At 70.3% G+C, this 24606-nt stretch carries 21 protein-coding genes; 14 read left to right on the top strand and 7 right to left on the bottom strand.

Translation table 11 applies throughout. The annotated features are described in order from the left end of the window. Positions 1–24 precede the first annotated feature (24 nt). Positions 25–3042 carry a glycoside hydrolase family 38 C-terminal domain-containing protein gene (locus AB0N66_RS22020; RefSeq protein ID WP_365437622.1) on the top strand — a complete coding sequence of 1006 codons (3018 nt, stop codon included), beginning with the start codon at positions 25–27 and terminating at the stop codon, positions 3040–3042. 448 nt (positions 3043–3490) lie between these two features. Here the strand turns inward: AB0N66_RS22020 and AB0N66_RS22025 are convergent, their stop codons facing one another. Beyond that, positions 3491–4225, bottom strand: a complete 735-nt coding sequence (locus tag AB0N66_RS22025; protein ID WP_365437625.1) for a FadR/GntR family transcriptional regulator — start codon at positions 4223–4225, stop codon at positions 3491–3493. 198 nt (positions 4226–4423) lie between these two features. On the opposite strand from AB0N66_RS22025, the gene AB0N66_RS22030 reads away from it, so the two are divergent. Genes AB0N66_RS22030 through AB0N66_RS22060 form a run of 7 tightly spaced genes read left to right on the top strand, consistent with a single transcriptional unit; the run spans position 4424 to position 12038 of the window. After that, positions 4424–5497, top strand: a complete 1074-nt coding sequence (locus AB0N66_RS22030) for a sugar ABC transporter substrate-binding protein (RefSeq protein ID WP_365437628.1) — start codon at positions 4424–4426, stop codon at positions 5495–5497. After that, entirely contained in the window at positions 5497–6990 is a 1494-nt protein-coding gene (locus tag AB0N66_RS22035) for a sugar ABC transporter ATP-binding protein (protein WP_365437631.1), read from the top strand. Before AB0N66_RS22030 ends, AB0N66_RS22035 begins: the two co-directional genes overlap by 1 nt. Then, positions 6983–8020, top strand: a complete 1038-nt coding sequence (locus tag AB0N66_RS22040) for an ABC transporter permease (RefSeq protein ID WP_365437634.1) — start codon at positions 6983–6985, stop codon at positions 8018–8020. Before AB0N66_RS22035 ends, AB0N66_RS22040 begins: the two co-directional genes overlap by 8 nt. A gap of 56 nt (positions 8021–8076) precedes the next feature. Continuing rightward, complete coding sequence (locus tag AB0N66_RS22045) at positions 8077–9432, top strand: L-fuconate dehydratase (RefSeq protein WP_365437637.1); 1356 nt, start codon at positions 8077–8079, stop codon at positions 9430–9432. Continuing rightward, complete coding sequence (locus AB0N66_RS22050; RefSeq protein ID WP_365437640.1) at positions 9429–10184, top strand: SDR family oxidoreductase; 756 nt, start codon at positions 9429–9431, stop codon at positions 10182–10184. The genes AB0N66_RS22045 and AB0N66_RS22050 overlap by 4 nt, the downstream gene beginning before the upstream one ends. Next, positions 10181–11173 (top strand): aldo/keto reductase, encoded by a 993-nt coding sequence (locus AB0N66_RS22055; protein WP_365437643.1) that lies wholly within the window; start codon positions 10181–10183, stop codon positions 11171–11173. The genes AB0N66_RS22050 and AB0N66_RS22055 overlap by 4 nt, the downstream gene beginning before the upstream one ends. Positions 11174–11195: 22 nt before the next feature. Beyond that, positions 11196–12038: an amidohydrolase family protein gene (locus AB0N66_RS22060; protein WP_365437646.1), complete on the top strand. Its 843-nt coding sequence runs from the start codon at positions 11196–11198 to the stop codon at positions 12036–12038. Here AB0N66_RS22060 and AB0N66_RS22065 read toward each other — a convergent pair. Next, positions 12026–13447, bottom strand: coding sequence for a lipase maturation factor family protein (locus tag AB0N66_RS22065; protein ID WP_365437649.1), 1422 nt, complete (start codon positions 13445–13447; stop codon positions 12026–12028). The genes AB0N66_RS22060 and AB0N66_RS22065 overlap by 13 nt on opposite strands. Before the next feature lie 118 nt (positions 13448–13565). On the opposite strand from AB0N66_RS22065, the gene AB0N66_RS22070 reads away from it, so the two are divergent. The 3 genes from AB0N66_RS22070 to AB0N66_RS22080 all read left to right on the top strand — a co-directional run bounded on the left by AB0N66_RS22070 (position 13566) and on the right by AB0N66_RS22080 (position 17959). Further along, entirely contained in the window at positions 13566–14888 is a 1323-nt protein-coding gene (locus AB0N66_RS22070; RefSeq protein ID WP_365437652.1) for a DUF6777 domain-containing protein, read from the top strand. Positions 14889–14975: 87 nt separating this feature from the next. Then, on the top strand, positions 14976–17051 hold the full coding sequence (locus AB0N66_RS22075) for a SpoIIE family protein phosphatase (RefSeq protein ID WP_365437655.1): 2076 nt from the start codon (positions 14976–14978) through the stop codon (positions 17049–17051). A gap of 47 nt (positions 17052–17098) precedes the next feature. Continuing rightward, positions 17099–17959, top strand: coding sequence for a DNA-formamidopyrimidine glycosylase family protein (locus AB0N66_RS22080; RefSeq protein ID WP_365437658.1), 861 nt, complete (start codon positions 17099–17101; stop codon positions 17957–17959). Between the two features lie 23 nt (positions 17960–17982). On the opposite strand, the gene AB0N66_RS22085 is transcribed toward AB0N66_RS22080, so the two are convergent. From AB0N66_RS22085 to AB0N66_RS22095, 3 genes are all read right to left on the bottom strand, one after another. Then, positions 17983–18642 (bottom strand): zf-HC2 domain-containing protein, encoded by a 660-nt coding sequence (locus AB0N66_RS22085; protein WP_365437661.1) that lies wholly within the window; start codon positions 18640–18642, stop codon positions 17983–17985. Between the two features lie 190 nt (positions 18643–18832). After that, on the bottom strand, positions 18833–19348 hold the full coding sequence (locus tag AB0N66_RS22090) for a hypothetical protein (protein WP_365437664.1): 516 nt from the start codon (positions 19346–19348) through the stop codon (positions 18833–18835). Between the two features lie 134 nt (positions 19349–19482). Next, a complete protein-coding gene (locus tag AB0N66_RS22095) occupies positions 19483–20031 on the bottom strand; it encodes a sigma-70 family RNA polymerase sigma factor (protein ID WP_365437667.1) in 549 nt (182 codons plus the stop codon). 279 nt (positions 20032–20310) lie between these two features. Between AB0N66_RS22095 and AB0N66_RS22100 the strand changes: the two genes are divergently transcribed. Next, complete coding sequence (locus tag AB0N66_RS22100; RefSeq protein ID WP_365437669.1) at positions 20311–21459, top strand: CapA family protein; 1149 nt, start codon at positions 20311–20313, stop codon at positions 21457–21459. Positions 21460–21494: 35 nt separating this feature from the next. Here the strand turns inward: AB0N66_RS22100 and AB0N66_RS22105 are convergent, their stop codons facing one another. Further along, positions 21495–21959 (bottom strand): universal stress protein, encoded by a 465-nt coding sequence (locus tag AB0N66_RS22105; protein ID WP_365437672.1) that lies wholly within the window; start codon positions 21957–21959, stop codon positions 21495–21497. A 183-nt stretch (positions 21960–22142) separates the two neighbouring features. On the opposite strand from AB0N66_RS22105, the gene AB0N66_RS22110 reads away from it, so the two are divergent. Beyond that, entirely contained in the window at positions 22143–22988 is an 846-nt protein-coding gene (locus AB0N66_RS22110) for a polysaccharide deacetylase family protein (protein ID WP_365437675.1), read from the top strand. 40 nt (positions 22989–23028) lie between these two features. Here AB0N66_RS22110 and AB0N66_RS22115 read toward each other — a convergent pair whose 3' ends face one another. Beyond that, a complete protein-coding gene (locus AB0N66_RS22115; RefSeq protein ID WP_365437678.1) occupies positions 23029–23697 on the bottom strand; it encodes a class F sortase in 669 nt (222 codons plus the stop codon). 332 nt (positions 23698–24029) lie between these two features. Here AB0N66_RS22115 and AB0N66_RS22120 point away from each other — a divergent pair, with 332 nt between their 5' ends. Beyond that, positions 24030–24518: a hypothetical protein gene (locus tag AB0N66_RS22120; RefSeq protein WP_365437681.1), complete on the top strand. Its 489-nt coding sequence runs from the start codon at positions 24030–24032 to the stop codon at positions 24516–24518. Positions 24519–24606 lie beyond the last annotated feature (88 nt).

Below are 24606 nucleotides of genomic sequence, written 5' to 3' on the forward strand. Positions count from 1 at the left end.
TCCCTCACCCCACGGAGCACTCTCATGCATGACGACCGCACCCTGGTCGAAGCCCGTCTCAAGCGCGTTCTCGACGAGCGCCTACGTCCCGCCGTGTACCCCGAGTCCGTACCGCTCGAGGTCACGGTGTGGCACGCGCCCGACGAGCCGGTGCCGGTGGCCGAAGGACTCGCGGCCACCACGGAGCCGATCGAGGTGGGCGCGCGCTGGGGTGTTCCGTGGGGCACCAGCTGGTTCCGCGTCACCGGGACCGTCCCGGCGGCGTGGGCCGGCCGGACCGTCGAGGCACTGTTGGACCTCGGCTTCGACGAGAACATGCCCGGCTTCCAGTGCGAGGGGCTCGTCTACCGGCCCGACGGGACTCCGGTGAAGGGTCTCAACCCGCGCAACCAGTGGGTTCGGATCGGCGCCCCTGTCGAGGGCGGCGAGGAGGTCCGGCTGCACATCGAGGCCGCCTCCAACCCGGTCATCCTCGACTACCACCCCTTCCTGCCCACGCAGTTGGGTGACAAGGAGACGGCGGGCAGTGAACCGCAGTACAAGCTGGAGCGGATGGACCTGGCCGTCTTCGACGAGACCGTGTGGCAGCTCGTCCTCGACCTGGAGGTGCTCGGTGAGCTGATGGCCGAGCTGCCGGTGGAGTCCGCGCGGCGCTGGGACATCCTGCGGGCGGTGGAGCGGGCGCTCGACGCCGTCGACCTCCAGGACGTCAACGGCACGGCGGAAGCGGCGCGTTCACTGCTGGCGGGGGTGCTGGCCGAGCCCGCCGTGCCCTCCGCGCACCGGATCAGCGCGGTCGGGCACGCGCACATCGACTCGGCGTGGCTGTGGCCGCTGCGCGAGACGGTCCGCAAGGTGGCCCGGACGACCTCCAACATGACCGCGCTCATCGAGGACGAGCCGGACTTCGTCTTCGCCATGTCGCAGGCCCAGCAGTGGGCCTGGGTGAAGGAGCACCGGCCCGAGGTGTGGGCGAAGGTGAAGAAGGCCGTGGCCGACGGGCGGTTCGTGCCCGCGGGCGGCATGTGGGTCGAGTCGGACACGAACATGCCGGGCTCGGAGGCGATGGCCCGTCAGTTCGTGCACGGGAAGCGGTTCTTCCTCGATGAGTTCGGCATCGAGAACGACGAGGCCTGGCTGCCCGACACCTTCGGCTTCGCCGCCGGACTGCCGCAGATCATCAAGGCGGCCGGCTCCAAGTGGCTGCTGACACAGAAGATCTCGTGGTCGCAGACCAACAAGTTCCCGCACCACACCTTCCAGTGGGAGGGCATCGACGGCACCCGCATCTTCACGCACTTCCCGCCCGTCGACACCTACAACTGCTCCATGAAGGGCAGCGAGATCGCCCACGCGGCGAGCAACTTCAAGGACAAGGGCGTCGCCCGGCACTCCCTCGCCCCCACCGGCTGGGGTGACGGAGGCGGCGGCACGACGCGGGAGATGATCGCGAAGGCGGCGCGGCTGAAGGACCTCGAAGGCTCCGCGACGGTGGTGTGGGAGACGCCCGGGGAGTTCTTCGAGAAGGCGGAGGCCGAGTACCCCAACGCCCCCGTGTGGGTCGGCGAGTTGTACCTCGAACTCCACCGCGCCACGCTCACCAGTCAGGCCAAGACCAAGCAGGGCAACCGGCGCAGCGAGCACCTCCTGCGCGAGGCCGAACTGTGGGCGGCGACCGCGGCCGTACGGACCGGATTCCCCTATCCGTACGAGGAGTTGGACCGCATCTGGAAGACGGTGCTGCTCCACCAGTTTCACGACATCCTGCCCGGCTCCTCCATCGCCTGGGTGCACCGGGAGGCGCGCGCCACCTACGAGCGTCTCGCCGCCGAGCTGAACGGCATCATCGACGCGGCCCAGCGCGCCCTGGCCGGCGAGGGCTCGGCGGACCTCGTCTTCAACTCGGCGCCGCACCACCGCGACGGCGTCCCCGCGGGCGGCGCGCGGACCCCGGCCATCGTCGGAAGCACCGCACTCGCGGCCCGCGTCAACGGCGGGTTCGTCCTCGACAACGGGCTGCTGCGGGTCGGTATCGACGCCCGGGGGCTCGTCGTATCGGTGTACGACATCGAAGCCGACCGGGAGACGGTCGCGCCGGGTCAGGCCGCGAACCTGCTCCAGGTGCATCCCGACTTCCCGAACATGTGGGATGCCTGGGACGTCGACGAGTTCTACCGCAACACGGTCACGGACCTGGTCGACGCCGACGAGGTCGTGCCCGGCGCGGACGGCGTGTCGGTCCGGATCGTCCGGTCCTTCGGCGTGTCGCGGGTCACCCAGGTGCTGATCCTCGCGCCGGGGGAGCGGCGCCTCGGCATCGACACCGAGGTCGACTGGCACGAGACCGAGAAGTTCCTGAAGCTCGCCTTCCCGCTCGACGTGCACGCCGAAAGGTATGCGTCGGAGACCCAGTTCGGGCACTTCTACCGGCCCACGCACACCAACACGAGCTGGGAGGCGGCCAAGTTCGAGGCGTGCAACCACCGGTTCGTGCACATCGAGGAACCGGGGTGGGGCGTCGCACTCGTCAACGACTCGACGTACGGGCACGACGTGACCCGGCACGTCCGCGACACCGACTCCGGTACGACCACCACCGTGCGCGTCTCGCTGCTCCGCGCCCCGCGCTTCCCCGACCCCGAGACGGACCAGGGCGTGCACCGCTTCCGGCACGCGCTGGTGGCGGGCGCGGGGATCGGGGACGCGGTGCGCGAGGGATGGCGGATCAACCTGCCGGAGCGGCGGGTGACCGGCTCCCAGGAGGTCGCGCCGCTGGTGACCGTCGACCAGGACGCCGTCGTCGTGACGGCGCTCAAGCTGGCCGACGACGGCAGCGGTGACGTCATCGTCCGCTTCCACGAATCACGCGGCGCTCGTACGCGCGCCACGCTGACGACAGGCTTCGAGGCGGCCGGCGTCACGGTGACCGACCTGCTGGAACGGCCACTGGCGGACGTCGCCGTGCCTGAGCTGGACGGCGATCGGATCACCTTGCGTCTGCGCGCCTTCGAGCTGGTGACGCTACGGCTGACGCGAGCCTGAGGAGCTCCCGGCGTCCGGGGCGGGCCGTGGTGATCGCGGATTGGCCCGGTGAGGCCGCGGTGGTCGCGGTTCAGCCGGCGTGGCGGTGGTGGTCGGGGTTCGCCTGGTGTGGGCCGCGGTGGTCGCGGTTCGGCCGGGCGTGGGCGGTGGTGATCGTGGTTCGCCCGGTGTGGGGCGTGGTGATCGCGTCGTCCGGTGTGGGCCGTGGTGTGGGTGGCTCAGTCGGTGTGGGCCGCGGTGGTCGGGGTTCGCCTGCTGTGGGCCGCGGTGGTCGCGGTTCGGCCGGGCGTGGGCGGTGGTGATCGCGGTTCGCCCGGTGTGGGGCGTGGTGATCGCGGTTCGTCCGGTGTGGGCCGTGGTGTGGGTGGCTCAGTCGGTGTGGGCGCGTCGATCGCGGCTCGCTCCGAGCGGGCCGTGCTGAGCGCGGTTCAGCCGATGTGGCCCGTGCTCATCGCGACTCGCCCGACGTGGGCGGTTCCGGCTCTGACGTGAGCTGGGACCGCAGCCACTGTTCGACCTCACCCACGTGTGCGGCGGCGGCCGCCCTGGCCGCCTCCGGGTCGTGCGCGACGAGGGCCCGGTGAATCGCCGCGTGCTCGCGCCGGGTGCGCTCGAAGGCGCCCTCCTCCTGGTAGCCGCGCCAGACCCGGGCGCGGAAGGTGCGGGAGGAGAGGCCCTCCAGGATGGCCGCCATCGTCTCGTTCCCGGCCGCGCCGGCGATGGCGCGGTGGAAGGCGAGGTCGTGCGAGAGGATCTCCTCCGGGTCGTCCGTCGCGTTCATCGCCGCGAGGTGTTTCTCCACGTCGGCGAGCTGGTCCGTGGTGATCCGCGCGGCGGCCAGCGCGGTCGCCGTCGACTCCAGGATCCGGCGGATCTCCAGCAGCTCGACCAGGCGCGGGCCGCGCGACAGATCGGCCACGACCCCGAAGGTCTCCAGGAGATCCCCGGCCTCCAGCTGCGTGACGTAGATGCCCGATCCGTGCCGTGCCTCCAGCACCCCGAGGACGGTGAGCGCGCGGATCGCCTCGCGCATCGAGCTGCGGGACATCCCCAGCTGGGCGGCCAGATCGCGCTCGGTCGGCAGTCGCTCTCCCGGCTCCAGCCGGCCCTCGCCGATCATCGCCTTGATCCGCTCGATGGCGCGCTGCGTCACGGTGCCCTTCTGCGGGGCGGGCTCGTCCACGCGTCTACCTCCTGTTGCCGGGTGCGCCGCAGTCTAACCAGGCAAGTGGTCGGACCACTACGGCCGAAAACAAGGAAAATTTGACTCCAAGGGGTGTTGTGACCCCGAAGTGGTCTGATAAATATTCGTCGCGGCGGCCGGAAGAGGGACTCTCCGGCCACGCGTCCTGCTCGATCTCGCTCAATGAGGAGCCGTCAGATGGCCGGCAGTACTGTGCGGAACAGGCGAATATCGTCGCGAGCGGTGCGTGTGGCGGCTGCGGCCGCGTGCGCCACCCTCGTGCTCGCGGCTTGCGGAAGCACCAAGGACGATGTCGCCTCCGGCGACGGAGGAGGCGACGGCACCGGCAAGGTCGGGGTGATCCTGCCCCTGCTGACCTCGCCGTTCTGGCAGTCGTACAACGACTACGTGCCGAAGATGGCGAAGTCCGAGGGCGTGGACGCGCTCAAGACCGTCAACTCCAACAGCGACCCGTCGCAGCAGATCACCGACATCAACAACCAGCTCAACCAGGGCGTGAAGGGCATCGTCGTGGCCCCCCTGGACAGCGCCGCGATCGCCGCGGGCCTGGACCAGGCGGAGCGCAAGGGCGTCCCTGTGGTCGCCGTCGACGTGGCGCCCGAGAAGGGCAAGGTCGCCATGGTCGTACGCGCCAACAACGTGGCGTACGGCGAGAAGGCCTGCGAGTACCTCGGGGAGCAGGTCAAGTCCGGCAAGGTCGTGCAGATCATGGGCGACCTGGCGTCGGTCAACGGGCGTGATCGCTCGGAGGCCTTCCGCGCCTGTGTGAAGGAGAAGTACCCGAAGCTTTCGGTCCTGGAGATCCCGGCGAAGTGGGAGTCCGACACCGCGGCCTCCCAGCTGGACACCCTGCTGAACGCCAACCCCGACATCAAGGGCATCTACATGCAGGCGGGCGGCGTCTACCTCGCGCCCACCCTGCAGACCCTCAAGTCCAAGGGACTGCTGAAGACGGTCGGCCAGGCGGGCCACATCACCATCGTCTCGAACGATGGCATCCCGCAGGAGTACGACGCCATCCGCAAGGGCGAGATAGACGCCACCGTCTCGCAGCCCGCCGACCTGTACGCCAAGTACGGCATGTACTACATCAAGGCGGCGATGCAGGGGAAGACGTTCAAGCCGGGCCCGACGGACCACGACTCCACGATCGTCAAGCTGCCCAGCGGCATCCTTGAGGACCAGCTGCCCGCGCCGCTGGTGACCAAGGACAACGTGGACGACGCCTCGCTCTGGGGCAACACGGTCTGATGAGTACACCACTGGTGGAGGCACGGGGGGTGGCCAAGAGGTACGGCCCCACCGTCGCCCTCCAAGACGGCCAACTCACCGTGCTCCCCGGTGAGTCGCATGCCCTCGTCGGCCGCAACGGCGCGGGCAAGTCGACCCTCGTCACCATCCTCACCGGCCTCCAGGCTCCCGACGAGGGCACGGTCCGCTTCGACGGCGAACCGGCGCCCCCGCTCACCGACCGCGACGCCTGGCGCCGCAAGGTGGCCTGCGTCTACCAGAAGCCCACCGTCGTACCGGAGTTGACGGTCGCCGAGAACCTCTTCATCAACCGGCAGCCGACCGGGCGCGGCGGCCTCATCAACTGGCGCAGGCTGAAGTCCGAGGCCGCGGAGGTCCTGGAGACCTGGGACGTGCACGTCGACCCGGACGTGCGGACCGCCGACCTCAAGGTCGAGGACCGCCAAATGGTGGAGATCGCACGGGCGTTGAGCTTCGGCGCCCGCTTCATCGTCCTGGACGAACCGACCGCGCAGCTCGACAACCGGGAGATCGAGCGGCTCTTCACCCGCATGCGCGCACTCCAGGACTCCGGCGTCACCTTCCTGTTCATCTCGCACCACCTCCAGGAGGTGTACGAGGTGTGCCAGACGGTCACGGTGCTGCGCGACGCCCGCTGGATCATCACCGCGCCGGTCGCGGAACTGCCGCGCGCGGCGCTGGTGGAGGCCATGGCGGGGGAGTCGATCGCCGAACAGGCCGTGGAGATCAGGGAAGTGGACCACGAGGCGCCGGTCGTTCTCGACGCCAAGGCACTCACCTCGGACTCGTACGAGAACGTCGATCTGACCGTCCGCCGTGGCGAGGTCGTCGGCCTCGCCGGCTCCAGCGGCAGCGGCAAGATCGAGCTGGCCGAGTCGTTCGCCGGACTGCACACGCCGACCGGCGGCACCGTTCAACTCGACGGCGAGCGGCTTCCGTTCGGTGATGTACAGGCCACGCTCAAGGCGGGCGTCGGCTTCGTCCCGCGCGACCGGCACGACCAGGGCCTCGTCTCCGGGATGACCATCGGCGACAACGCCACCATGACCGTCCTGAACCGCCTCGGCCGCTACGGGTTCATCGGCACCGACCGCAAACGCGGCTTCGCCACCGAGCTGATCGAACGCCTCGACATCCACACCGAGGGCCCCGAGCAGCCCGTCTCCGACCTCTCCGGAGGCAACGCGCAGAAGGTCGTCATGGCCCGCGCCCTCGCCTCCGACCCCCGCCTTCTCGTTCTCGTCAACCCGACCGCGGGCGTCGACGTGAAGTCCAAGGAGTCCCTGCTGTCCCGTATGGACAGCGCCCGCGAGGACGGCACCGCCGTGCTCGTCGTCTCCGACGAACTCGACGACCTGAGGCGCTGCGACCGCGTCCTCGTCCTCTTCCACGGCCGCGTCGTCGCCGAGCATCCGGCGGGCTGGCACGACCACGAGCTGATCGCCTCCATAGAAGGAGTGGACCATGGCTGACACGAAGGCCCCGTCGGCCTCGACACCCACCTCCGTACGAGCCCCCCGCCCGCGCGCCACCACCAAGACCGTGCTGCTCCGACGGGCACGTGAACTCGCCCTCGTACCAGCCTTGTTGGTGCTTCTGGTGCTCGGCGCGATCGTCAACGACTCGTTCCTCACCGAGCGGAACCTGATCTCCATCCTGGGCGCCTCGGCGGCACTCGCGATGGTCGTCCTCGCCGAGGCACTGGTGCTGATCACCGGAAAGATCGATCTGTCCTTGGAGTCGGTGGTCGGCATCGCGCCCGCCGTCGGCGCGCTCCTTGTCCTGCCCGCCGCGGCGTCCGGCTGGGGCACGGAATGGCCGGCCGCGGTCGGCCTCCTCGCGGTCCTCGTCGCGGGCGGCGTCATCGGCGCCTTCAACGGCATTCTCGTGGTGAAGTTCAAGCTCAACGCCTTCATCGTCACCCTCGCGATGCTGATCGTGCTGCGCGGACTGCTGGTCGGCGCCACCAAGGGCAAGACCCTGTTCGGCATGCCCGACGCGTTCTTCTCGCTGGCCACCACCACCTTCCTGCGCGTCCCGCTGTCGGTGTGGCTGGCCGCGGTCGCCTTCGGCATCGCCGGGCTGGTCCTCAAGTACCACCGGATCGGCCGCGCCCTGTACGCGATCGGCGGCAACGCGGAGGCGGCCCGCGCGGCCGGGATCCGCGTCGACCGGGTGGTCCTCGGGGTGTCCGTCGTCGCGGGTGTCCTCGCCTCCGTCGGCGGCATCATGCAGACCGGCTACGTCGGCGCGATCAGCGCCAACCAGGGCAACAACATGATCTTCACGGTGATGGCGGCCGCGGTCATCGGCGGCATCAGCCTCGACGGCGGCAAGGGCACCATGTTCGGTGCTCTGACCGGCGTCCTGCTCCTCGGCGTTGTACAGAATTTGCTCACGCTCGCGCAGGTGCCGTCCTTCTGGATCCAGGCCATCTACGGCGGAATCATCCTGGTCGCCCTGATGATCGCCCGCGTGACCACCGGCCGCGCCCAGGACTGACGCCTCGGCCCCCCACGGTCACCGAGGACCCCCTGCCACCGATCGAAAGGCCTTCCGTGTCCCCGATCCCCGCCCGCGTCACCGCGGTCGACACCTACGACATCCGCTTCCCCACCTCGCGCGAGCTCGACGGCTCCGACGCGATGAACCCGGACCCCGACTACTCGGCGGCGTACATCGTCCTGCGCACCGACGCGGCCGACGGCATCGAGGGGCACGGTTTCACCTTCACCATCGGGCGGGGCAACGATGTCCAGGTCGCCGCGATCGACGCGCTGCGAGGGCATGTGGTCGGACGGTCCGTCGACGAGCTGTGCGCCGACCCGGGCTCGCTGGGCCGCGACCTGATCGGCGACAGCCAGCTGCGCTGGCTCGGTCCCGAGAAGGGCGTGATGCACATGGCGATCGGCGCCGTCGTCAACGCCGTATGGGATCTGGTGGCCAAACGCGCGGGCAAGCCGCTGTGGCAACTGCTCGCCGACGCCGAGCCCGAGTGGCTGGTACGGCAGGTCGACTTCCGCTACATCACGGACGCGCTCACCCCCGACGAGGCGCTCGACCTGCTGCGGCGCGGCAGGCAAGGCGCCAAGGACCGCCAGGCCCGGCTCGTCGAACGCGGCTTCCCCGCCTACACCACCTCACCCGGCTGGCTCGGCTACAGCGACGAGAAGCTCACCCGTCTCGCCGCCCAGGCCGTCGCCGACGGCTTCACCCAGATCAAGCTGAAGGTCGGCGCCGACCTGGCGGACGACATACGCCGCTGCCGAGTCGCCCGTTCCGTGGTCGGCCCGGACATCCGCATCGCGGTCGACGCCAACCAGCGCTGGAACGTCGACGAGGCCATCGCCTGGACGAAGGCCCTCACCGAGTTCGAGCCCTATTGGATCGAGGAGCCCACCAGCCCCGACGACGTCCTCGGCCACGCCGCCATCCGCAAGGCGGTGGCACCGGTCAAGGTCGCCACCGGCGAGCACGTCCAGAACCGCATCATCTTCAAGCAGCTCCTGCAGGCCGGCGCCATCGACGTCCTCCAGATCGACGCGGCCCGCGTGGGCGGTGTCAACGAGAACCTCGCCATCCTGCTGCTCGCCGCCAAGTTCGGCGTACCGGTCTGCCCGCACGCGGGCGGCGTCGGCCTGTGCGAACTCGTCCAGCACCTCTCGATGTTCGACTTCGTGGCCCTCTCCGGCACCACCGAGGACCGGGTCATCGAGTACGTCGACCATCTGCACGATCACTTCCTCGACCCGGTGGTGATACGCGAGGGTCACTACGTGGCACCCGCCGCACCCGGCTTCTCGGCCACCATGCGGCCCGAGTCCATCGCGGAGTTCACCTTCCCTGACGGCACCTTCTGGGCCGCCGATCTCGCCGAGCAGTCACTCACCGACCCGAAGGGAGCAGCGGCATGACCGACTTCGAAGGCCTCAAGGCACTGGTCACAGGCGGCGCCTCCGGAATCGGCCGGGCCGCCGCCGACCTCCTCGCCGCCCGTGGCGCCCAGGTCGCCGTCCTCGACCTGGACCCGTCGTCCGTAGAGAAGCCGCTCCTCGGCTACCGCGCCGACGTCTCCGTCGACGCGTCCGTACGCGAGGCCGTGGCCGCCGCCGTCGCCGAGCTGGGCGGACTCGACATACTGATCAACAACGCGGGCATCGGCGCCGCGGGCACCGTCGAGGACAACGACGACGAGCAGTGGCACCGGGTCCTGGACGTCAACGTCGTCGGCATCGTCCGTACGACCCGCGCGGCCCTGCCCCACCTGCGGGCCTCCGAGCACGCGGCGATCGTGAACACCTGCTCCATCGCCGCCACCGCGGGACTCCCACAGCGCGCCCTGTACTCCGCCACCAAGGGCGCCGTCCTCTCCCTCACCCTCGCGATGGCCGCCGACCACCTCCGCGAAGGCGTCCGCGTCAACTGCGTCAACCCCGGTACGGCGGACACCCCGTGGGTCGGCCGCCTCCTCGACGCGGCCCCCGACCCCGCCGCCGAACGCGCCGCTCTGGAGGCCCGCCAGCCCTCCGGCCGCCTCGTCTCGGCAGCCGAAGTCGCGGGCGCCATCGCCTACTTGGCGAGCCCGCTGTCCGGCGCCACCACCGGCACGTCACTCGCCGTTGACGGCGGTATGCAGGGACTGCGGCTGCGCCCGGCGGCCCAGTGAGCACGCTCGGCAGGAGCGGCGTCGAGGTCAGCCCCCTGGCCTTCGGCGCCGCCGCCATCGGCAACCTGTTCACCGCCGTGAGCGACGAGCAGGCGCAGGAGGCCGTGGACGCCGCCTGGGCGGGTGGCATCCGCTACTTCGACACGGCCCCGCACTACGGCATCGGCCTCGCCGAGCGACGCCTCGGCGCGGCCCTGCGTGACCGGCCGCGCTCCGAGTACACCGTCTCCACCAAAGTGGGCCGCCGCCTGGAGCCCACGGACGCGGACGCGGGCGGCGACGACCTGGACAACGGGTTCGCCGTGCCCGCCACGCACCATCGCGTCTGGGACTTCAGCGCGGACGGCGTACGGCGGAGCCTGGACGCCAGCCTCGAACGGCTCGGCCTCGACCACGTGGACGCCGTCTATCTCCACGACCCGGACGACCACGCCGAGCAGGCCTTCCGCGAGGCCTACCCGGCCCTGGAGAAGCTGCGCGCGGAAGGTGTGTTGGGCGCGATCGGCGCCGGCATGAACCAGACCGAGATGCTGACCCGCTTCGTACGCGACACGGATGTCGACGTGGTCCTGTGCGCCGGCCGGTACACCCTGCTCGACCACCGGGCGCTCACCGACCTGCTGCCTGCCGCCCAGGAGCGCGGCACGTCGGTCGTCATCGGCGGCGCCTTCAACTCCGGCCTGCTCGCCGACCCGAAACCGGGAGCGACGTACAACTACGCCACCGCTCCGGCCGAGTTGCTGGACCGCGCCCTGCGGCTGAAGACGATCGCCGCACGGCACGGCACGACCCTGCGCGCCGCGGCCCTGGCCTTCCCGGCCGCCCACCCGGCGGTGGCGAGTGTCCTCGTCGGCGCCCGCTCAGCGCACGAAGTGCGGGACTGCGTCGAACAGTTCGCGACTCCGGTGCCCGCGGACTTCTGGCAGGAACTGCGCGCCGAGATCCTGCTTCCCTCCGACGCCCCCGTACCCGTACAGGAGCCGTCATGAGAGCCGCACCGAGGGAGCTGCCGTGACCGTCGTCGACGCCCACCACCACGTCTGGGACCTCTCCGTACGGGACCAGGACTGGATCACCGGACCCGAACTCCAGCCCCTGCGCCGGAACTTCACCATCGCGGACCTCGAACCGGAGGCGCGGGCCGCCGGGGTCGACCGCACGGTCCTCGTGCAGACGATCACCGTGGCGGCCGAGACCCCGGAGTTCCTCGCCCTGGCGGCGGAGAACGAGTTGATCGGGGGAGTGGTCGGATGGACCGACCTGACCGCGCCCGAGGTCGCCGACGAGCTCGCGCGGCTGCGGGAGTTGCCGGGCGGCCGGTATCTCAAGGGCATTCGCCATCAGGTCCAGGGTGAGCTGGACCCCCAGTGGCTGCTGCGTCCGGACGTACGGCGGGGACTGGCCGCCGTCGCGGAGGCGGGGCTCGTCTACGACCTGATCGTCCAGCCCCACCAGCTGCCCTCTTGTGCCGAGGTGGCGGCGGCGCTGCCCGAACTCACCTTCGTACTGGACCATGTGGGCAAGCCGCCCATTGCCGCCGGTGCGCTCGAACCGTGGGCATCCGATGTGCGTGCTCTCGCCGCACGGCCCAACACGGTGTGCAAGCTCTCGGGCATGGTGACGGAGGCGGACCCCGCGAAATGGACGTCCGAGGACCTGCGCCCGTACGCGGACACCGTGCTGGACGCTTTCGGCCCCCGCCGCCTGATGTTCGGCTCCGACTGGCCGGTGTGCATCCTGGCGGCAACCTACGGCCAAGTGGCCGAGGCTGCACAGGAGTTGACCGCTGGCCTTGGTGATGACGAGCGTGAGCAGGTCTTCGCGGGAACCGCCACCCGCGTCTACCGTCTCTGAGCCACCGAATCGAGCCGCGTCGGGGGCAGAAACTCCCGCACGTACGTCCGGTGCCAGCACGCGCCCGACTCCCGCAGCTCGCGCCAGGTGGTGTAGCGGTAACGGTAGAGGCTCGCGCGGACATAGCGGGGCGGGGAGTCGGCGGGGAACGGAGAGCGGCGCAACAGTCGTAGTGTGTCCCGGTCGTTCTCCAGGAGCCGCTCCACGAGACCCGCGAACCAGGACTCGGCATACGCGGGGGAGAGCGCCGCGAACCACATCATCCAGTCGAGCCGCAGATGGTACGGCGCGAACTGGCGCGGCCAGTGGCGCGGATCGCCCGGCTTGCCCCTGAACTCGTACTCTCGCCAGTCCGAGTCCTCCCGCGGCAGCTCGTCCGCCGTGCCCTCGACGATCACCTCGTGGCGCACTCTGCTGACACTGCCGAACGCTCCATAGCTGTTGACCAGATGGAGCGGGTCGAAGGAGCGGTTCATGACCTGGCGCCGGGAGAGCATGTTGCGGACGGGATGGTAGCTGAGTGCCAGCAGCGCCGCGGCCACGGCGAGGACCACGACCTCGTACCAGCGGGGTGCCCCGGACACCTCCGGTGCGGTGGTGGGGAACTCGACCGCCGGCAGGGCCAGCACGATCGTGATCCAGTTCAGCCAGGAGAAGTTGCCGGAGAGGATCAGCCACAGCTGCGTGAGGATCATCAGTGAGGCGGCGGCCGTGGCGATCGGCTGCGGGGTGAACAGCAGCACGGGGACGGCCAGTTGGGTGACGTGGTTGGCGGCCACCTCGACCCGGTGGAAGGGCTTGGGAAGGTGGTGGAAGAACCAGCTCAGCGGGCCCGGCATCGGCTGGGTCTCGTGGTGGTATTCGAGGCAGGTCAGCTTCCGCCAGCAAGCGTCGCCTCGCATCTTGATCAGCCCGGCGCCGAACTCGACGCGGAACAGCACCCAGCGCAGCAGGAAGAGGACGACGATCGGCGGAGCCACCTCGTCGTTGCCGAGAAAGACAGCGAGGAAGCCCACCTCCAGGAGCAGCGACTCCCAGCCGAACGCGTACCAGGTCTGACCGACGTTGACGATGGACAGGTACATCACCCACGGGACGAACCACAGCAACATGCCGCCCCAGAGCGGCAGTTGCGAGTCCAGGCCCGCGATCAGTGCCACCGACACCGCGCAGCCCGTCCAGGACCAGGCCGCGAAGAAACGGTCCGAGTAGCGCAGTTGGAACACGCTCGGCGCCCGGCGGAACGGCATCCGGGCCACGAAGCGGGGCACCGGCAGCATCCCGCGCTCCCCGATGAGCGCGCGGAACTGCAACGCCGCGCCCAGGAACGCGACGAGGTACAGCACGGCGAGCGCCCGCTGGAAGACCAGCCGGCTCAGCCAGTACTCGGGTGCGACGAACCACTCCACGACGCGCGAGCTCCTCTCCCTGCCAGTGTGACGCTGGGTGACCGCCTCCGCTTGCGTGGCCCAAGTGGGTGACGCAGACAATGGTGGACGAACTGCCCGGGATGGACGGGAGAACGTGGTGCGCATACCCACCAGAACCCTCGTCACGGCCTGCGCGCTCTCGGCGGCGTTCCTCGTCGCCGGGTGCGGCGGCGACAGCGACGGGGACCAGGCGTCCGGCGGATCCGGCGGTGAGCTGTTCCTGGAGCCGGTCGCGGCCCAGGGGGACGCTCCCTTCACGGACTCCACCGCCGGTTCCCCCACGCCCCCGCCCCCCGTCACCCGAACGCCGCAACCGGCCCCCACCAAAAACGCCTCCGCCACCCGGAGCGCACGCTCCCTCTCGGGGTCCACGCCTGGCCTCTACGGCGGCGTCCACTCCGTCGGCAGCTGCGACGTGGAGCGGCAGATCGCCCTCCTCACCGCCGACCGCACCAAGGCTCGCGCCTTCGCGCAGGTCACCGGCGTCTCCCAGGTTTCCCTCCCGAGCTATCTGCGGGGTCTGACCTCGGTCGTGCTGCGGGCGGACACGCGGGTCACGAACCATGGGTTCAGCGGTGAGCGGGCGACCGGTCGCCAGTCGGTCCTTCAGGCGGGTACCGCCGTGCTCGTCGACAACCGGGGGGTGCCGCGCGTCCGCTGTGCCTGCGGAAACCCGCTGAAGCCGCCTGTCGACTCCGAGCGGTCCCCGGGCACCCACGGACAGGCCTGGTCCGGGTACCGGACCGCCGACGTTGTCGTCGTGGCCCCGGCGTCCACAGCCATCACCAACATCACGATCATCAACATCGTCGACAACACCTGGATCGAGCGACGGATCGGCGACGACGGTCGCCACGACCACGCCGTACCGCGACCGGACGACTGGACACGGTCCCCGGATCCCGAGGACTCGTCCTCGGGCGGTCACCCGAGGGAGGACGGCGCCCGGCCGGAGGAGTCGGCGTCCGACTGCGTGACTCCGATCGTGACGGTGACACCGGGGGAGACCGAGAGCGCTCCGGCCGACCCGTCCGACCGCACTCCGGCCGAACCCGCGGACTGCGCCACGGCCAGCGTCACCGCCCCGCCCACGACGGATCCCGGAAGCACCCTGACCCCCTCGGACGAGAGCACCTCTCCGGAGACGCGGACGGAGACGGGAACGGAGACGGAGACGATCACTCCCGACCGGTCCACGCCCGAGGATCCCTCGACCACCGAAGACCTCACCACGCCGGACGAGCCCGGCACCCCCGACGAGCAGTCCGCCCCGCTGGACTCGACGACATCGAGCGAGGAGGTCGGCCCCGACACCGTCCCGGACAGTCCCGATGTGCCGGACGGCGGCGGGATGATTCCCGACGAGCCGACCACCTCGGACAGCGTTTTCGACGCCGCGACCGACGTGTCCGGCGGTTGAGCGTCGGCTCGGCGAGGGTGCCCGGCGCCGGGCACCCCGTAACTCACCGCGGTCGAATAATCCGGCAAATCCTGACAAAGTGGCCACATGGTTGATCGGGGAGCGAGCGCCCTGTCACTCCCGGACGACTGGCCTGCCCACCCGGATCCGATCCTGGCGCTCAACCGCATGGGCAGCTTCGACTGGGACCTGGACGCCGGTCTGTTCCAGATGGACGCCCAGGCCCACGAGGTCTTCGACCTGCTTCCCGAGGAATATGACGGGAACCCGGAGACCCTGGCCATACGTGTGCCTCCGGTGGAGGGCATCCGCCTGGACACCCTGGTCTCCCAGGCACTCAAGGACGGCAGCGAGAACTACGGCGCCTACTTCCGCATCCGCACCCGGGACGGCTCCCTGCGCTGGACCCACACCCAGGGCTACATCCGCCGCGACGAGACCGGCAGACCCCGCCGGATCATCGGCATCCTCCGGGACGCCACACAGGAGCTGAGCGAGCGCGCGGCGCGCCGTGAGCAGGCCGCCCAGGACCAGGTCCGCCGCCAGCAGACGAGCGTCGTACAGATCACCACGGCGGCACTGGCCCACGCCCGCACCGTCCAGGACGTCATCGACGCCCTGGACGACACCCACGGCATCACCCACCTCGGGGCGACGAGCCTGGTCATGGGCCTGGTGGAGGCGGGGCGCATCAACATGGTCGCCGCGGGCCCCGAGGACAGCTACGTGCCAGGCACCCGGATCACGCGCATCGACGCGCAGTACCCGATGAACGAGGTCGTACGGACCCTCGTACCGCACTTCATCGAGTCACCGGAGGAGTTCGCCGAGTCGTACCCGCTCCTGTGGCCGCACATCACCGACCTGAAGATCACCTCGGCCGCGTATCTGCCGCTCATCGTGCAGGCCCGGCCCATCGGCGCGATCGGCCTGCTCTACGACGACCGGCACGGCTTCTCGGAGGAGGACCGCAATGTCCTCCTCGCGCTCGGCAGCAGCATCGCGCAGAGCCTCCAGCGGGCCATGTTCTACGAGCAGGAGAAGGACCTCGCCCAGGGCCTCCAGCAGGCCATGCTGCCGCGCTCCATCCCCAGCGTGCCCGGCGCCGAAATCGCCGTCCGCTACCGCTCCGCCTCCCTCGGCCGGGACATCGGCGGCGACTGGTACGACGTGATCCCGCTGCCCGGCGGTCGCGTCGGCGCCGTCATCGGCGACGTCCAGGGCCATGACACGCACGCGGCCGCCGTCATGGGCCAGCTGCGCATCGTGCTGCGCGCCTACGCCGCCGAGGGCCACACCCCGGCCACCGTGATGGCCCGCGCCTCGGTCTTTCTGAAGGAACTCGACACCCAGCGCTTCGCCACCTGCCTGTACGCGGAGGCCGACATGTCCACCGGTGTCGTCCAGCTGGTCCGGGCCGGCCACATCGACCCGCTGGTCCGGCGGACCGACGGCAGCTGCTACCGGCTGCCCGTGGAAGGAGGACTGCCGCTCGGCCTGTCCGCCGAGTTCGGGCGCCTCGAATACCCGGTCGGCACCTTCGAGCTGGACCCCGGCCAGACCCTGCTGATGTACACCGACGGCCTGGTCGAACAGCCGGGCATCGACCTCGACGAAGGCATGCGCACCCTCCAGGCGCTCGTTCGCACGGGCCCTGACGACGTCCATGACCTCGCCGACCGGCTGATCGACGTGGCCGAGGACCGCGGCGGCGACGACGACGTCGCGCTGCTGCTCCTGCGCCGCCGCACCCTCACCGCCCAGCAGACCGGCGGACGCCTCCAGCAGCATGTCGCCGCCGGTGACCCGGAGGCGCTCACCGCGGCCCGGCACATGATCCGGGCCGCCGTCACCGCCTGGGGCGCGGCGGAGCGCGCCGACGAGATCGAGCTGGTCGCCGACGAGGTGATCACCAACGCCCTGATGCACACCGAGGGCCCCGCGATCGTCACCCTGCGGGTCCTGACGGGCACCGACCGCCGGCTGCGCGTCGAGGTCGAGGACTCCTCCAGCGCCCTGCCACGCCGCCGCGAGGCCGGTGAGTCCGGCGTCTCGGGCCGCGGCCTCCTCCTCGTCGACCGGCTCACCGACGTCTGGGGCGTGGAGGCCCGCGGCGGCGGCAAGTGCGTATGGTGCGAGTTCATCGTTCCGGAACGGGACTGACCACCGGTCCACATCGTGATGTAGGTGCCGAGTGGCACTCTGGACGTATGCCGGAACTGCCCGAGGTCGAAGCGCTGAAGGACTTCCTGGCCGACCACCTCGTCGGCCGTGAGGTCGTGCGGGTGCTGCCCGTCGCCATCAGCGTCCTGAAGACGTACGACCCTCCCGTCAGCGCCTTCGAGGGCCGCGAGGTCACGGCCGTGCACCGGCACGGCAAGTTCCTCGACATCGAGGCCGACGGGCTGCACTTCGTGACGCACCTGGCCCGCGCGGGCTGGCTGCACTGGAAGGACACCCTGCCCGACGGGCCGCCCCGCCCCGGCAAAGGCCCTCTCGCGCTGCGCGTCGCCCTGGAGACCGGCGAGGGCTTCGACCTCACCGAGGCCGGCACCCAGAAGAAGCTCGCCGTGTATGTCGTACGGGACCCGGCGGAGATCCCCGGCGTCGCACGCCTGGGCCCCGACCCGCTCGCCGACGATTTCGACGAGGCGCGGTTCGCCAAGCTGCTGGCAGGCGAGCGGCGCCAGCTGAAGGGCGCGCTGCGCGACCAGAGCCTGATCGCGGGCGTGGGGAACGCGTACAGCGACGAGATCCTGCACGCCGCCAAAATGTCGCCCTTCAAGCTCGCCGCCACGCTGAACCCCGAGGAGACCGGCCGCCTGTACGCGGCGCTGCGCTCCACGCTCACCGAAGCCGTGGAGCGCTCCCACGGACTGGCCGCCGGGCGTCTGAAGAAGGAGAAGAAGAGCGGACTGCGGGTGCACGGCAGAGCGGGGGAGCCCTGCCCGGTGTGCGGCGACACCATCCGCGAGGTGTCCTTCAGTGACTCCTCGCTCCAGTACTGCCCGACCTGCCAGACGGGCGGGAAGCCGCTCGCGGACCGCCGGATGTCAAGGCTCCTCAAGTAGCCCCGCACCGGCTGGTCCTGACGTCAGCTGCCGGTGCCCGCGTCGAGCGTCACCAGGTGCTCGCCGTCCGTCGTGCGCACCTCGAACCGGCTGATCTCCTTGGACTGCAACGCGGCGCCGCCCTGCATGCTGGTGGCCTTGCCGCTGTCGCCCTGCGCCATCCAGCTCGTCACCGTCTGCTCGGAACCGTCCTTGCCGATCGCGATGAGCTGACAGGAGCGCGGTCCCGCCGCGTCCTTGACCTGCACATCGACCTGGCTGCCCCAGACCCGGTCCTCGGACGTGACCTGGGCCCACACACCGGTCTGCGCGTCCGTCGCGGCGACCTGCGTGGTCGGGGAACCGTCCGCCGTGACGATCGCGATCGCGGGCCCGCCCGCCGCGAACACCACGGAGGCGGCAACGGCGTACAGCCACCGTCGGCGCCCGGCCTTGTGCCGGTTCGCCACCTCACCGAGCAGCCGGTCGAGCAGCCGGGGCCCCGGGGCGGCGAAGGGGTGCACCGAGCGCGGGGTTGACCGGCGGTACAGCATCAACTGCCGTGCCGCGGGCCGGAATTCACTCACATGGGCGGCGCACTGAGGGCACTCCATGAGGTGATCCTCGAAGCGGAAGGCGTCCGCTTCATTCAGCACGCCGAGCGCGTATGCGCCGACGTCGCGATGCCGTTCCAGGGACCTCATACCGATACCGAATCCTCGTGGCGATTGGGGGTGATGGTGCGGGGTGGGGGTGGTGTTGCTGTTGCCCACCGGTACGCACCAGACCGCCGAATCACTCAAGACTCGTTCGGAATGACGACCAGGACGTTCGGAGCGAGAGGGCCCGCGGATTGGTGCGGGCACAGAAAAGTTTGGCGTGCGGTGCGGACGGTCAGAAGAGATGGATCGCCAGATGCCCCAGCGGCAGCCCCAGTCGCCAGGCCGGCGTCCACACCTTCGGACCGTCGTCCTCGCCCGGGACGGGCCCGCCACCAGGCACGGCGTCCAGGTCGGGGGCGAGCAGTTCGGTCTCCTCCAGCCAGCGCCAGGCCGCCGAGGCCAGCTCCAGGTCCGGGTCCGGTGCACCCGAGTCGACGGCCTGCGCCGCGAGCCGCGCCATGTGCTCTCGCACCCAGTCCCGCCAAGGCTGGTCGTACGCCGTCAGCGAAAGCCAGGTCTCCAGCTGAGTGATGACCCTGATGCCGGAGAGCTCACCGCCCGCGTCGGACAGGAAGATGGTCAGCGCCAGGGCATCCCGCCCCGCGCGGAACTCGAAGGATGTGGGCGGCATCAGGTCGCCGGTCCGCAGCAGTTCGTCGGCGATGTACTCGGCGTACAACCACGCCATGGGGACGGTGAGTTCTCCGCCTCCGGTGCCGTCCGTGCTCTCTTGACCTCTGTGCAGCATCCCTTCCTGCCTTCCTCCGGTGCGTGCGCGTAGCCCGACCCCCGGCCCCGGTCCGGAACATGGATGAAGACAGCAGATTGCTCAACCATGGTCCTCGGCAGGCGATTTACCGAAATTTGACTCGACCTTTGGTTTCACCGCAGGTCGGCCGCGTATCCCGGAAGTACCCGGCGCAGGGCGCGGAGCGCGTAATAGGCGCGGGACTTCACCGTACCGGGCGGAATCCCGAGCGCCGCCGCGGCCTCCGCCACACTCGCCCCTTGGAAGTACACCAGCACCAGGACTTCACGGTGCTCGGGAGTGAGTGTCTTCACAGCCTCCCGCACATCGAGCGTCGCCGCGGACCTTTCGGCGTGATCGGCGCAGACGCGCGCGCTTTCCAGCACCGCGTCCCCGACCTCCGCAGGGCGCGCCTGGCGGGCCCGCCGCGCGTCGATCGCCAGCCGCCTGGCGACGGTGAGCAGCCAGGGGCGTACGGAGTCGAAGGCGTCGGCACGCAGCGCCTCGGGGTTCTGCCAGGCCCGTACGAAGGTCTCCTGCACCAGATCCTCGGCGCGCTGCCGGTCGCCGTCGGAGAGCCGCAGGAGCAGCGCGAAGAGGGGCCGGCCGTGCTCGCGCTGGAGTTCGGCCAGCTCGTGCTCGGCGGTCGTTCCGCGGGTGATGGTGGTGGTTCCGGCCGTCATGGCGTGTATGCCAGCCGGTGCCGCTCCGTCAGGACAGGGGCGGCGCACGGTTCTGCGGTGGGCGGTCGAAGCAGTCGGTGAACGGTGCGGTGAGCGGTTCATCGGGGCTGTGGCTGCTGCTCGTTGCCGGGGACTGTGCCCCCGGACACTCTTCGTCCGAAGGGCTCGTCCTCGGACGCCGGACGGGCTGAAGGTGTGCGTTGCTCCTTGACTCCTGGCTGCCCGTGTACGTGGATGCGTGTCACTTCATACGTAAATATGACTGCATCGGGGCTGGGTATGACCACACGCAGGCGACAGACCACCCTGGCCATCGCGGCCGTACTCGTCGTGACGGGCTGTCAGGCCGCCCAGGACCCGCCGGCCCGGCGGAGCGGGCAGCCCGCGGCACCCGCCGACCCTCGCGGATTCACCCTCGTCGCCTCCGGTGACGTACTGCCGCACACCTCGATCATCGAGAGGGCGCAGGCGGACGCGGGCGGCAACGGATACGACTTCCGGCCGATGTTCGCCGGCGTCCAGCCCGTCGTGTCCGGCGCCGGTCTGGCGATCTGTCACATGGAGACCGTGTACGGCGCGGACGGCGACTACACGGGCTACCCGACCTTCAAGTCCCCGCCGCAGGTGGCCGAGGGGCTCGCCGCGACCGGCTACGACGCCTGCTCCACGGCCTCCAACCACACCCTGGACGACGGAGCCGAGGGGATCCGGCGCACCCTGGACGCGCTCGACCGCGCGGGTGTGCGGCACGCCGGCTCGGCGCGCACGGAGGCCGAGAGCGGTGCCACCGTGATGCGGGCGGGCAGCGCCAAGGTCGCGCATCTCGCCTACACCTACGACACGAACGGCTTTCCGCTTCCGCAGGGGCAGCCCTGGGCCGTCAACCTCATCGACCCCGACAGGATCGTCGCGGACGCCCGGGCAGCGCGGCAGGCGGGCGCCGACGTGGTCGTCGTATCCCTGCACTGGGGCACCGAATGGCAGGACGAGCCGGACGAGCGGCAACTGTCGCTCAGCAGGCAGCTGACCGCCTCCCGGACGGACGGGCGGCCCGACATCGACCTCATCCTCGGCACGCACGCCCATGTCCCGCAGGCGTACGAGAAGGTCAACGGCACCTGGGTCATCTACGGCATGGGTGACCAGATCGCCGGCGAGATGTCCAACTACCAAGGCGTCCTGGATCCGCGGGGCAACGAAGGCACCATCGGCCGCTTCACCTTCGCCCCGCCCACGCGCCAGGGCGGCCGGTGGGAGGTGAAGAAGGCCGAGTTCATCCCGCAGGCCTTCGACCTCGACGCCGGCCGCGTGGTCGACCTCAACGCCGCTCTCGCACAGGGGGCCGACGTCGCCGGCGTACGCGACCGGATCCGGTCCGTCGTCCTCAGCCGCGGCGCGGCCCAGGACGGCCTGGTGATGGGGGAGTAGCCGCACCGTTCCGGCCTCCGGTGTCCGGCGCTCCGCTACGGCACGACAGTGACCGGCCAGCGTCCCGCCTTCACCAGCCGGATCGCCACGGACCCCACGATCCGGTGACCCGCCTGCTCGGAGGCGCCGACCACCACGGCGTCCGCTTTGAGCTGGTCCGCCGCGGTCACCAGGCCGTTGTACGGGTCGCCGCGGAAGGTGTGGAACTCCCAGCGCACCTCGAATATGCCCTTGACCCGCTCGGCGGACTCCCGGATCTGAGCGATCAGATCCTCGGCGATCTCGTCCGTCGTCTCGGCGATCGGCACCCCCATCGCCGCGCCCGCCGCCATCACGGGCTGGACATAGACGACGGCGAGCAACGCGCGCTGACGCCGGGCCAGGCCTCCCGCGTAAGCCATCGCGCGGAGCGAGGAGTCGGAGCCGTCCACTCCGACGACAATGACCTTGGGACCGTCCGTGCCCCGCTCGAACCCCTGCGAGTGCTGCTGTTCCGTCACGGCTGCGAGGTTATCGGAACCTCCAGGTCCGGGAGCCACACAGGCGGGCACCCGCGGCCCGGGTGACCCGAATTCGCGGGGCCATTGGTGCGCCGCCGCCGAAATGGTCCCATCGGGTGCTTTCGTGGGCCCGTACCGGTGTTGCTGAACCGCGCCGCCCGTCGACTGGGTGACTGATGAGTCATGAAAAAGGATCAGCTGCTTACCCGGCGCCGGGCGTTGATCGCCGGTGCCGCCGTCCTGGGGGCGGCCGGTGCGGCGGGCGCGGCCCAGCTCCTCACCGGCGAACCGGCCACACCCCCGGTACGCAGTGCCCCGCCCGTCTCGGGCCCGCAGGCACGCCGTGCTCTCAAGCCCTCCGCCTACCGCCTCCAGCCCATGACCGGCTACGGCCCGGCGCGCGCCAGGCCCGCGCGGGCCCTCGTCCGTCACGAACCGTTCCTGCGCATGTCCGGGCGCGGCCGCAGCATGGTGCTGACCTTCGACGACGGCCCCGATCCGCGCTACACCCCGGACATCCTCAGGACCCTGCGCGACTACGACGTGCGCGCGATGTTCTTCGTGTGCGGGGAGATGGCCGTCGACAACAAGGACCTGCTGCGCGAGATGGCCGACGACGGACACATCGTGGGCAACCACACCTGGTCCCATCCGCTGCTGACCAAGCTCTCGCGCTCGGCGATCCACTCCGAGATGGAGCGCACCTGCGAGGTCATCGACGACGCCTACGGTGAACCGCCCACCTGGTTCCGCGCGCCGTACGGGGCCTGGAACCGGCCGGCCTTCCAGCTCGGCGCGGAACTGGGGATGGAGCCGCTGGCCTGGACGGTCGACACACTCGACTGGACGTCCCCGGGCACCCGCACCATCGTCAACCGGGTCGAGGGCGGTGCCGCCCCGGGCGTCGTGGTGCTCTCGCACGACGCGGGCGGCGACCGCTCGCAGAGCGTACGGGCGCTGCGCGGCTATCTGCCGCAGCTGCTGGATTCCGGCTATCACATCACCGTGCCGCGACGGCAGTACGCCTAGGCCGCCGCCACGGGCTTTCGCCCGCCCGGTCGGGGAACGCTCAGCGAACCTCGGCCAGGCGGGCGAACACGACGACGTTTCCGTCGTAGCCGTGCTGCTTGGAGAAACCGCCCCCACAGGTGATGACCCGCAATTCGGGGGCGCCCTTGCTGCCGTACACCCGGTCGCCGGGGAAGTTGCTCTTCTCGAAGACCTCGATGCCGTAGATCTCGAATACGGCGGTCTTCCCGTCCTTGCGCTGCACCTCGATCCGATTTCCCTTTTTGAGCGCCCCGAGCCCGTAGAAAACGGCGGGCCCGCGCATGTTGTCCACATGGCCGTCGATCACGGCCGTGCCCTTCTCGCCGGGTGAGACAGCGCCGGTGAACCAGCCCGCGAGGTTCGGGTCGTCGGGCGGTGGCGCGTCGACCCACCCGTCCAGGTCCAGGCCCACCGGCAGGACCGGCGCGTCGACCCGGATCGCCGGGATCCTGACCCGGTCGACCACGGAGTACGGCAGCGGGGTCGGCAGATTCGAGAAGGTGCCGCCCGGGGAGCGGTTGCTGTCCGCTGCCGCCGCCGAAGCGGGCTGCGGGGGGCCCACGTCGAACTCACCGGAACCATTGCGAATCAGAGCGAGGCCGGTCAGCAGAACAAGCGCTATCACGCCCCACGGGGCGCGCTTCTTCTGCCGCTGCTCCTCCTCTTCGACCAGCTCGGACGCAGACATTTGCAATCCCCTCTCGACGCGGCCGTCGCCGCGTCCGTCGCGCATATGAGAACGCTAAGCCCAGCACGCCCGGCGGGCGACGGGGCAAAGGCGAACGGGTGGTGGAGTACGCCCTTCGTGAGCCATCCGAGTTGCCAGGGCCAGGAATTTTCTGACGGTCCGTGACCTGCGGCAATATCCGATTGTGTGGATTTCTCTCGGCGTGTCTTCTCACCAGTACGGACCATTCTCGAAATGCGGCTCTGTGCACGGCATCTGAGGGTCTGTCTGGGAGGCGCTTTCTCGCCGATCGACCGGGGACGGTTCCCGGGGCGTCTTCCGCGGAGGATCACATGCGTACTACTCGTGCCCTGGCGGTCAGTGCCGCCGCGGTCGCCGCGGTGGGGCTCGCCGCTCCGATGGCCGCTGCGTGGAACAACCCGAGCAACATCGTCGCGATGCCCAGTGTCATCGCCAGCGGCGGTCAGCTGACCGTGACCGTCGACGGGTGCCCCAGAGGCGGCACCATGACCTCGCCCGCGTTCCGGCAGGCGACCCTCTCCTCGATCAACGGCAGCAACGAGACGTCGAGCGGAACGGCGACCATCGACCGGAACGCGCGCCCCGGCTCGTACGACATCTCGGTCAACTGCAGCGGGACGGGCACGCTGACCCGTCCTGCCGCCTTCACCGTCATCGGTGGTGTCCGCGGTGGTCTCGGCGGCAGCACGTCCAGCGGTGCCACGCCCACCGACATGGCGATCGGTGGCGGGCTCGTGGCCGCTGCCGCCGCCGGCGGCGCGGTGTTCTGGATGCGGCGCAGGTCAGAGAAGAGGATCTGACCCGGCCTCCGCTTCGGAAACCGCACGTGACAGCCCTTCGCCCCGGACCCTCTCTGAAGGGTCCGGGGCGAAGGGCTGCGCTGTGCCG

It is taken from the genome of Streptomyces sp. NPDC093544 (assembly GCF_040683495.1).
GTDB lineage: Bacteria > Actinomycetota > Actinomycetes > Streptomycetales > Streptomycetaceae > Streptomyces.

Bases quoted from the DNA above. Each gene is read 5' to 3' on its own strand.
- AB0N66_RS22020 (WP_365437622.1), top strand. From the start codon at position 25: ATGCATGACGACCGCACCCTGGTCGAAGCCCGTCTCAAGCGCGTTCTC.
- AB0N66_RS22030 (WP_365437628.1), top strand. From the start codon at position 4,424: ATGGCCGGCAGTACTGTGCGGAACAGGCGAATATCGTCGCGAGCGGTG.
- AB0N66_RS22035 (WP_365437631.1), top strand. From the start codon at position 5,497: ATGAGTACACCACTGGTGGAGGCACGGGGGGTGGCCAAGAGGTACGGC.
- AB0N66_RS22040 (WP_365437634.1), top strand. From the start codon at position 6,983: ATGGCTGACACGAAGGCCCCGTCGGCCTCGACACCCACCTCCGTACGA.
- AB0N66_RS22050 (WP_365437640.1), top strand. From the start codon at position 9,429: ATGACCGACTTCGAAGGCCTCAAGGCACTGGTCACAGGCGGCGCCTCC.
- AB0N66_RS22075 (WP_365437655.1), top strand. From the start codon at position 14,976: ATGGTTGATCGGGGAGCGAGCGCCCTGTCACTCCCGGACGACTGGCCT.
- AB0N66_RS22080 (WP_365437658.1), top strand. From the start codon at position 17,099: ATGCCGGAACTGCCCGAGGTCGAAGCGCTGAAGGACTTCCTGGCCGAC.
- AB0N66_RS22085 (WP_365437661.1), bottom strand. From the start codon at position 18,642: ATGAGGTCCCTGGAACGGCATCGCGACGTCGGCGCATACGCGCTCGGC.
- AB0N66_RS22090 (WP_365437664.1), bottom strand. From the start codon at position 19,348: ATGCTGCACAGAGGTCAAGAGAGCACGGACGGCACCGGAGGCGGAGAA.
- AB0N66_RS22095 (WP_365437667.1), bottom strand. From the start codon at position 20,031: ATGACGGCCGGAACCACCACCATCACCCGCGGAACGACCGCCGAGCAC.
- AB0N66_RS22100 (WP_365437669.1), top strand. From the start codon at position 20,311: ATGACCACACGCAGGCGACAGACCACCCTGGCCATCGCGGCCGTACTC.
- AB0N66_RS22110 (WP_365437675.1), top strand. From the start codon at position 22,143: ATGAAAAAGGATCAGCTGCTTACCCGGCGCCGGGCGTTGATCGCCGGT.
- AB0N66_RS22115 (WP_365437678.1), bottom strand. From the start codon at position 23,697: ATGTCTGCGTCCGAGCTGGTCGAAGAGGAGGAGCAGCGGCAGAAGAAG.
- AB0N66_RS22120 (WP_365437681.1), top strand. From the start codon at position 24,030: ATGCGTACTACTCGTGCCCTGGCGGTCAGTGCCGCCGCGGTCGCCGCG.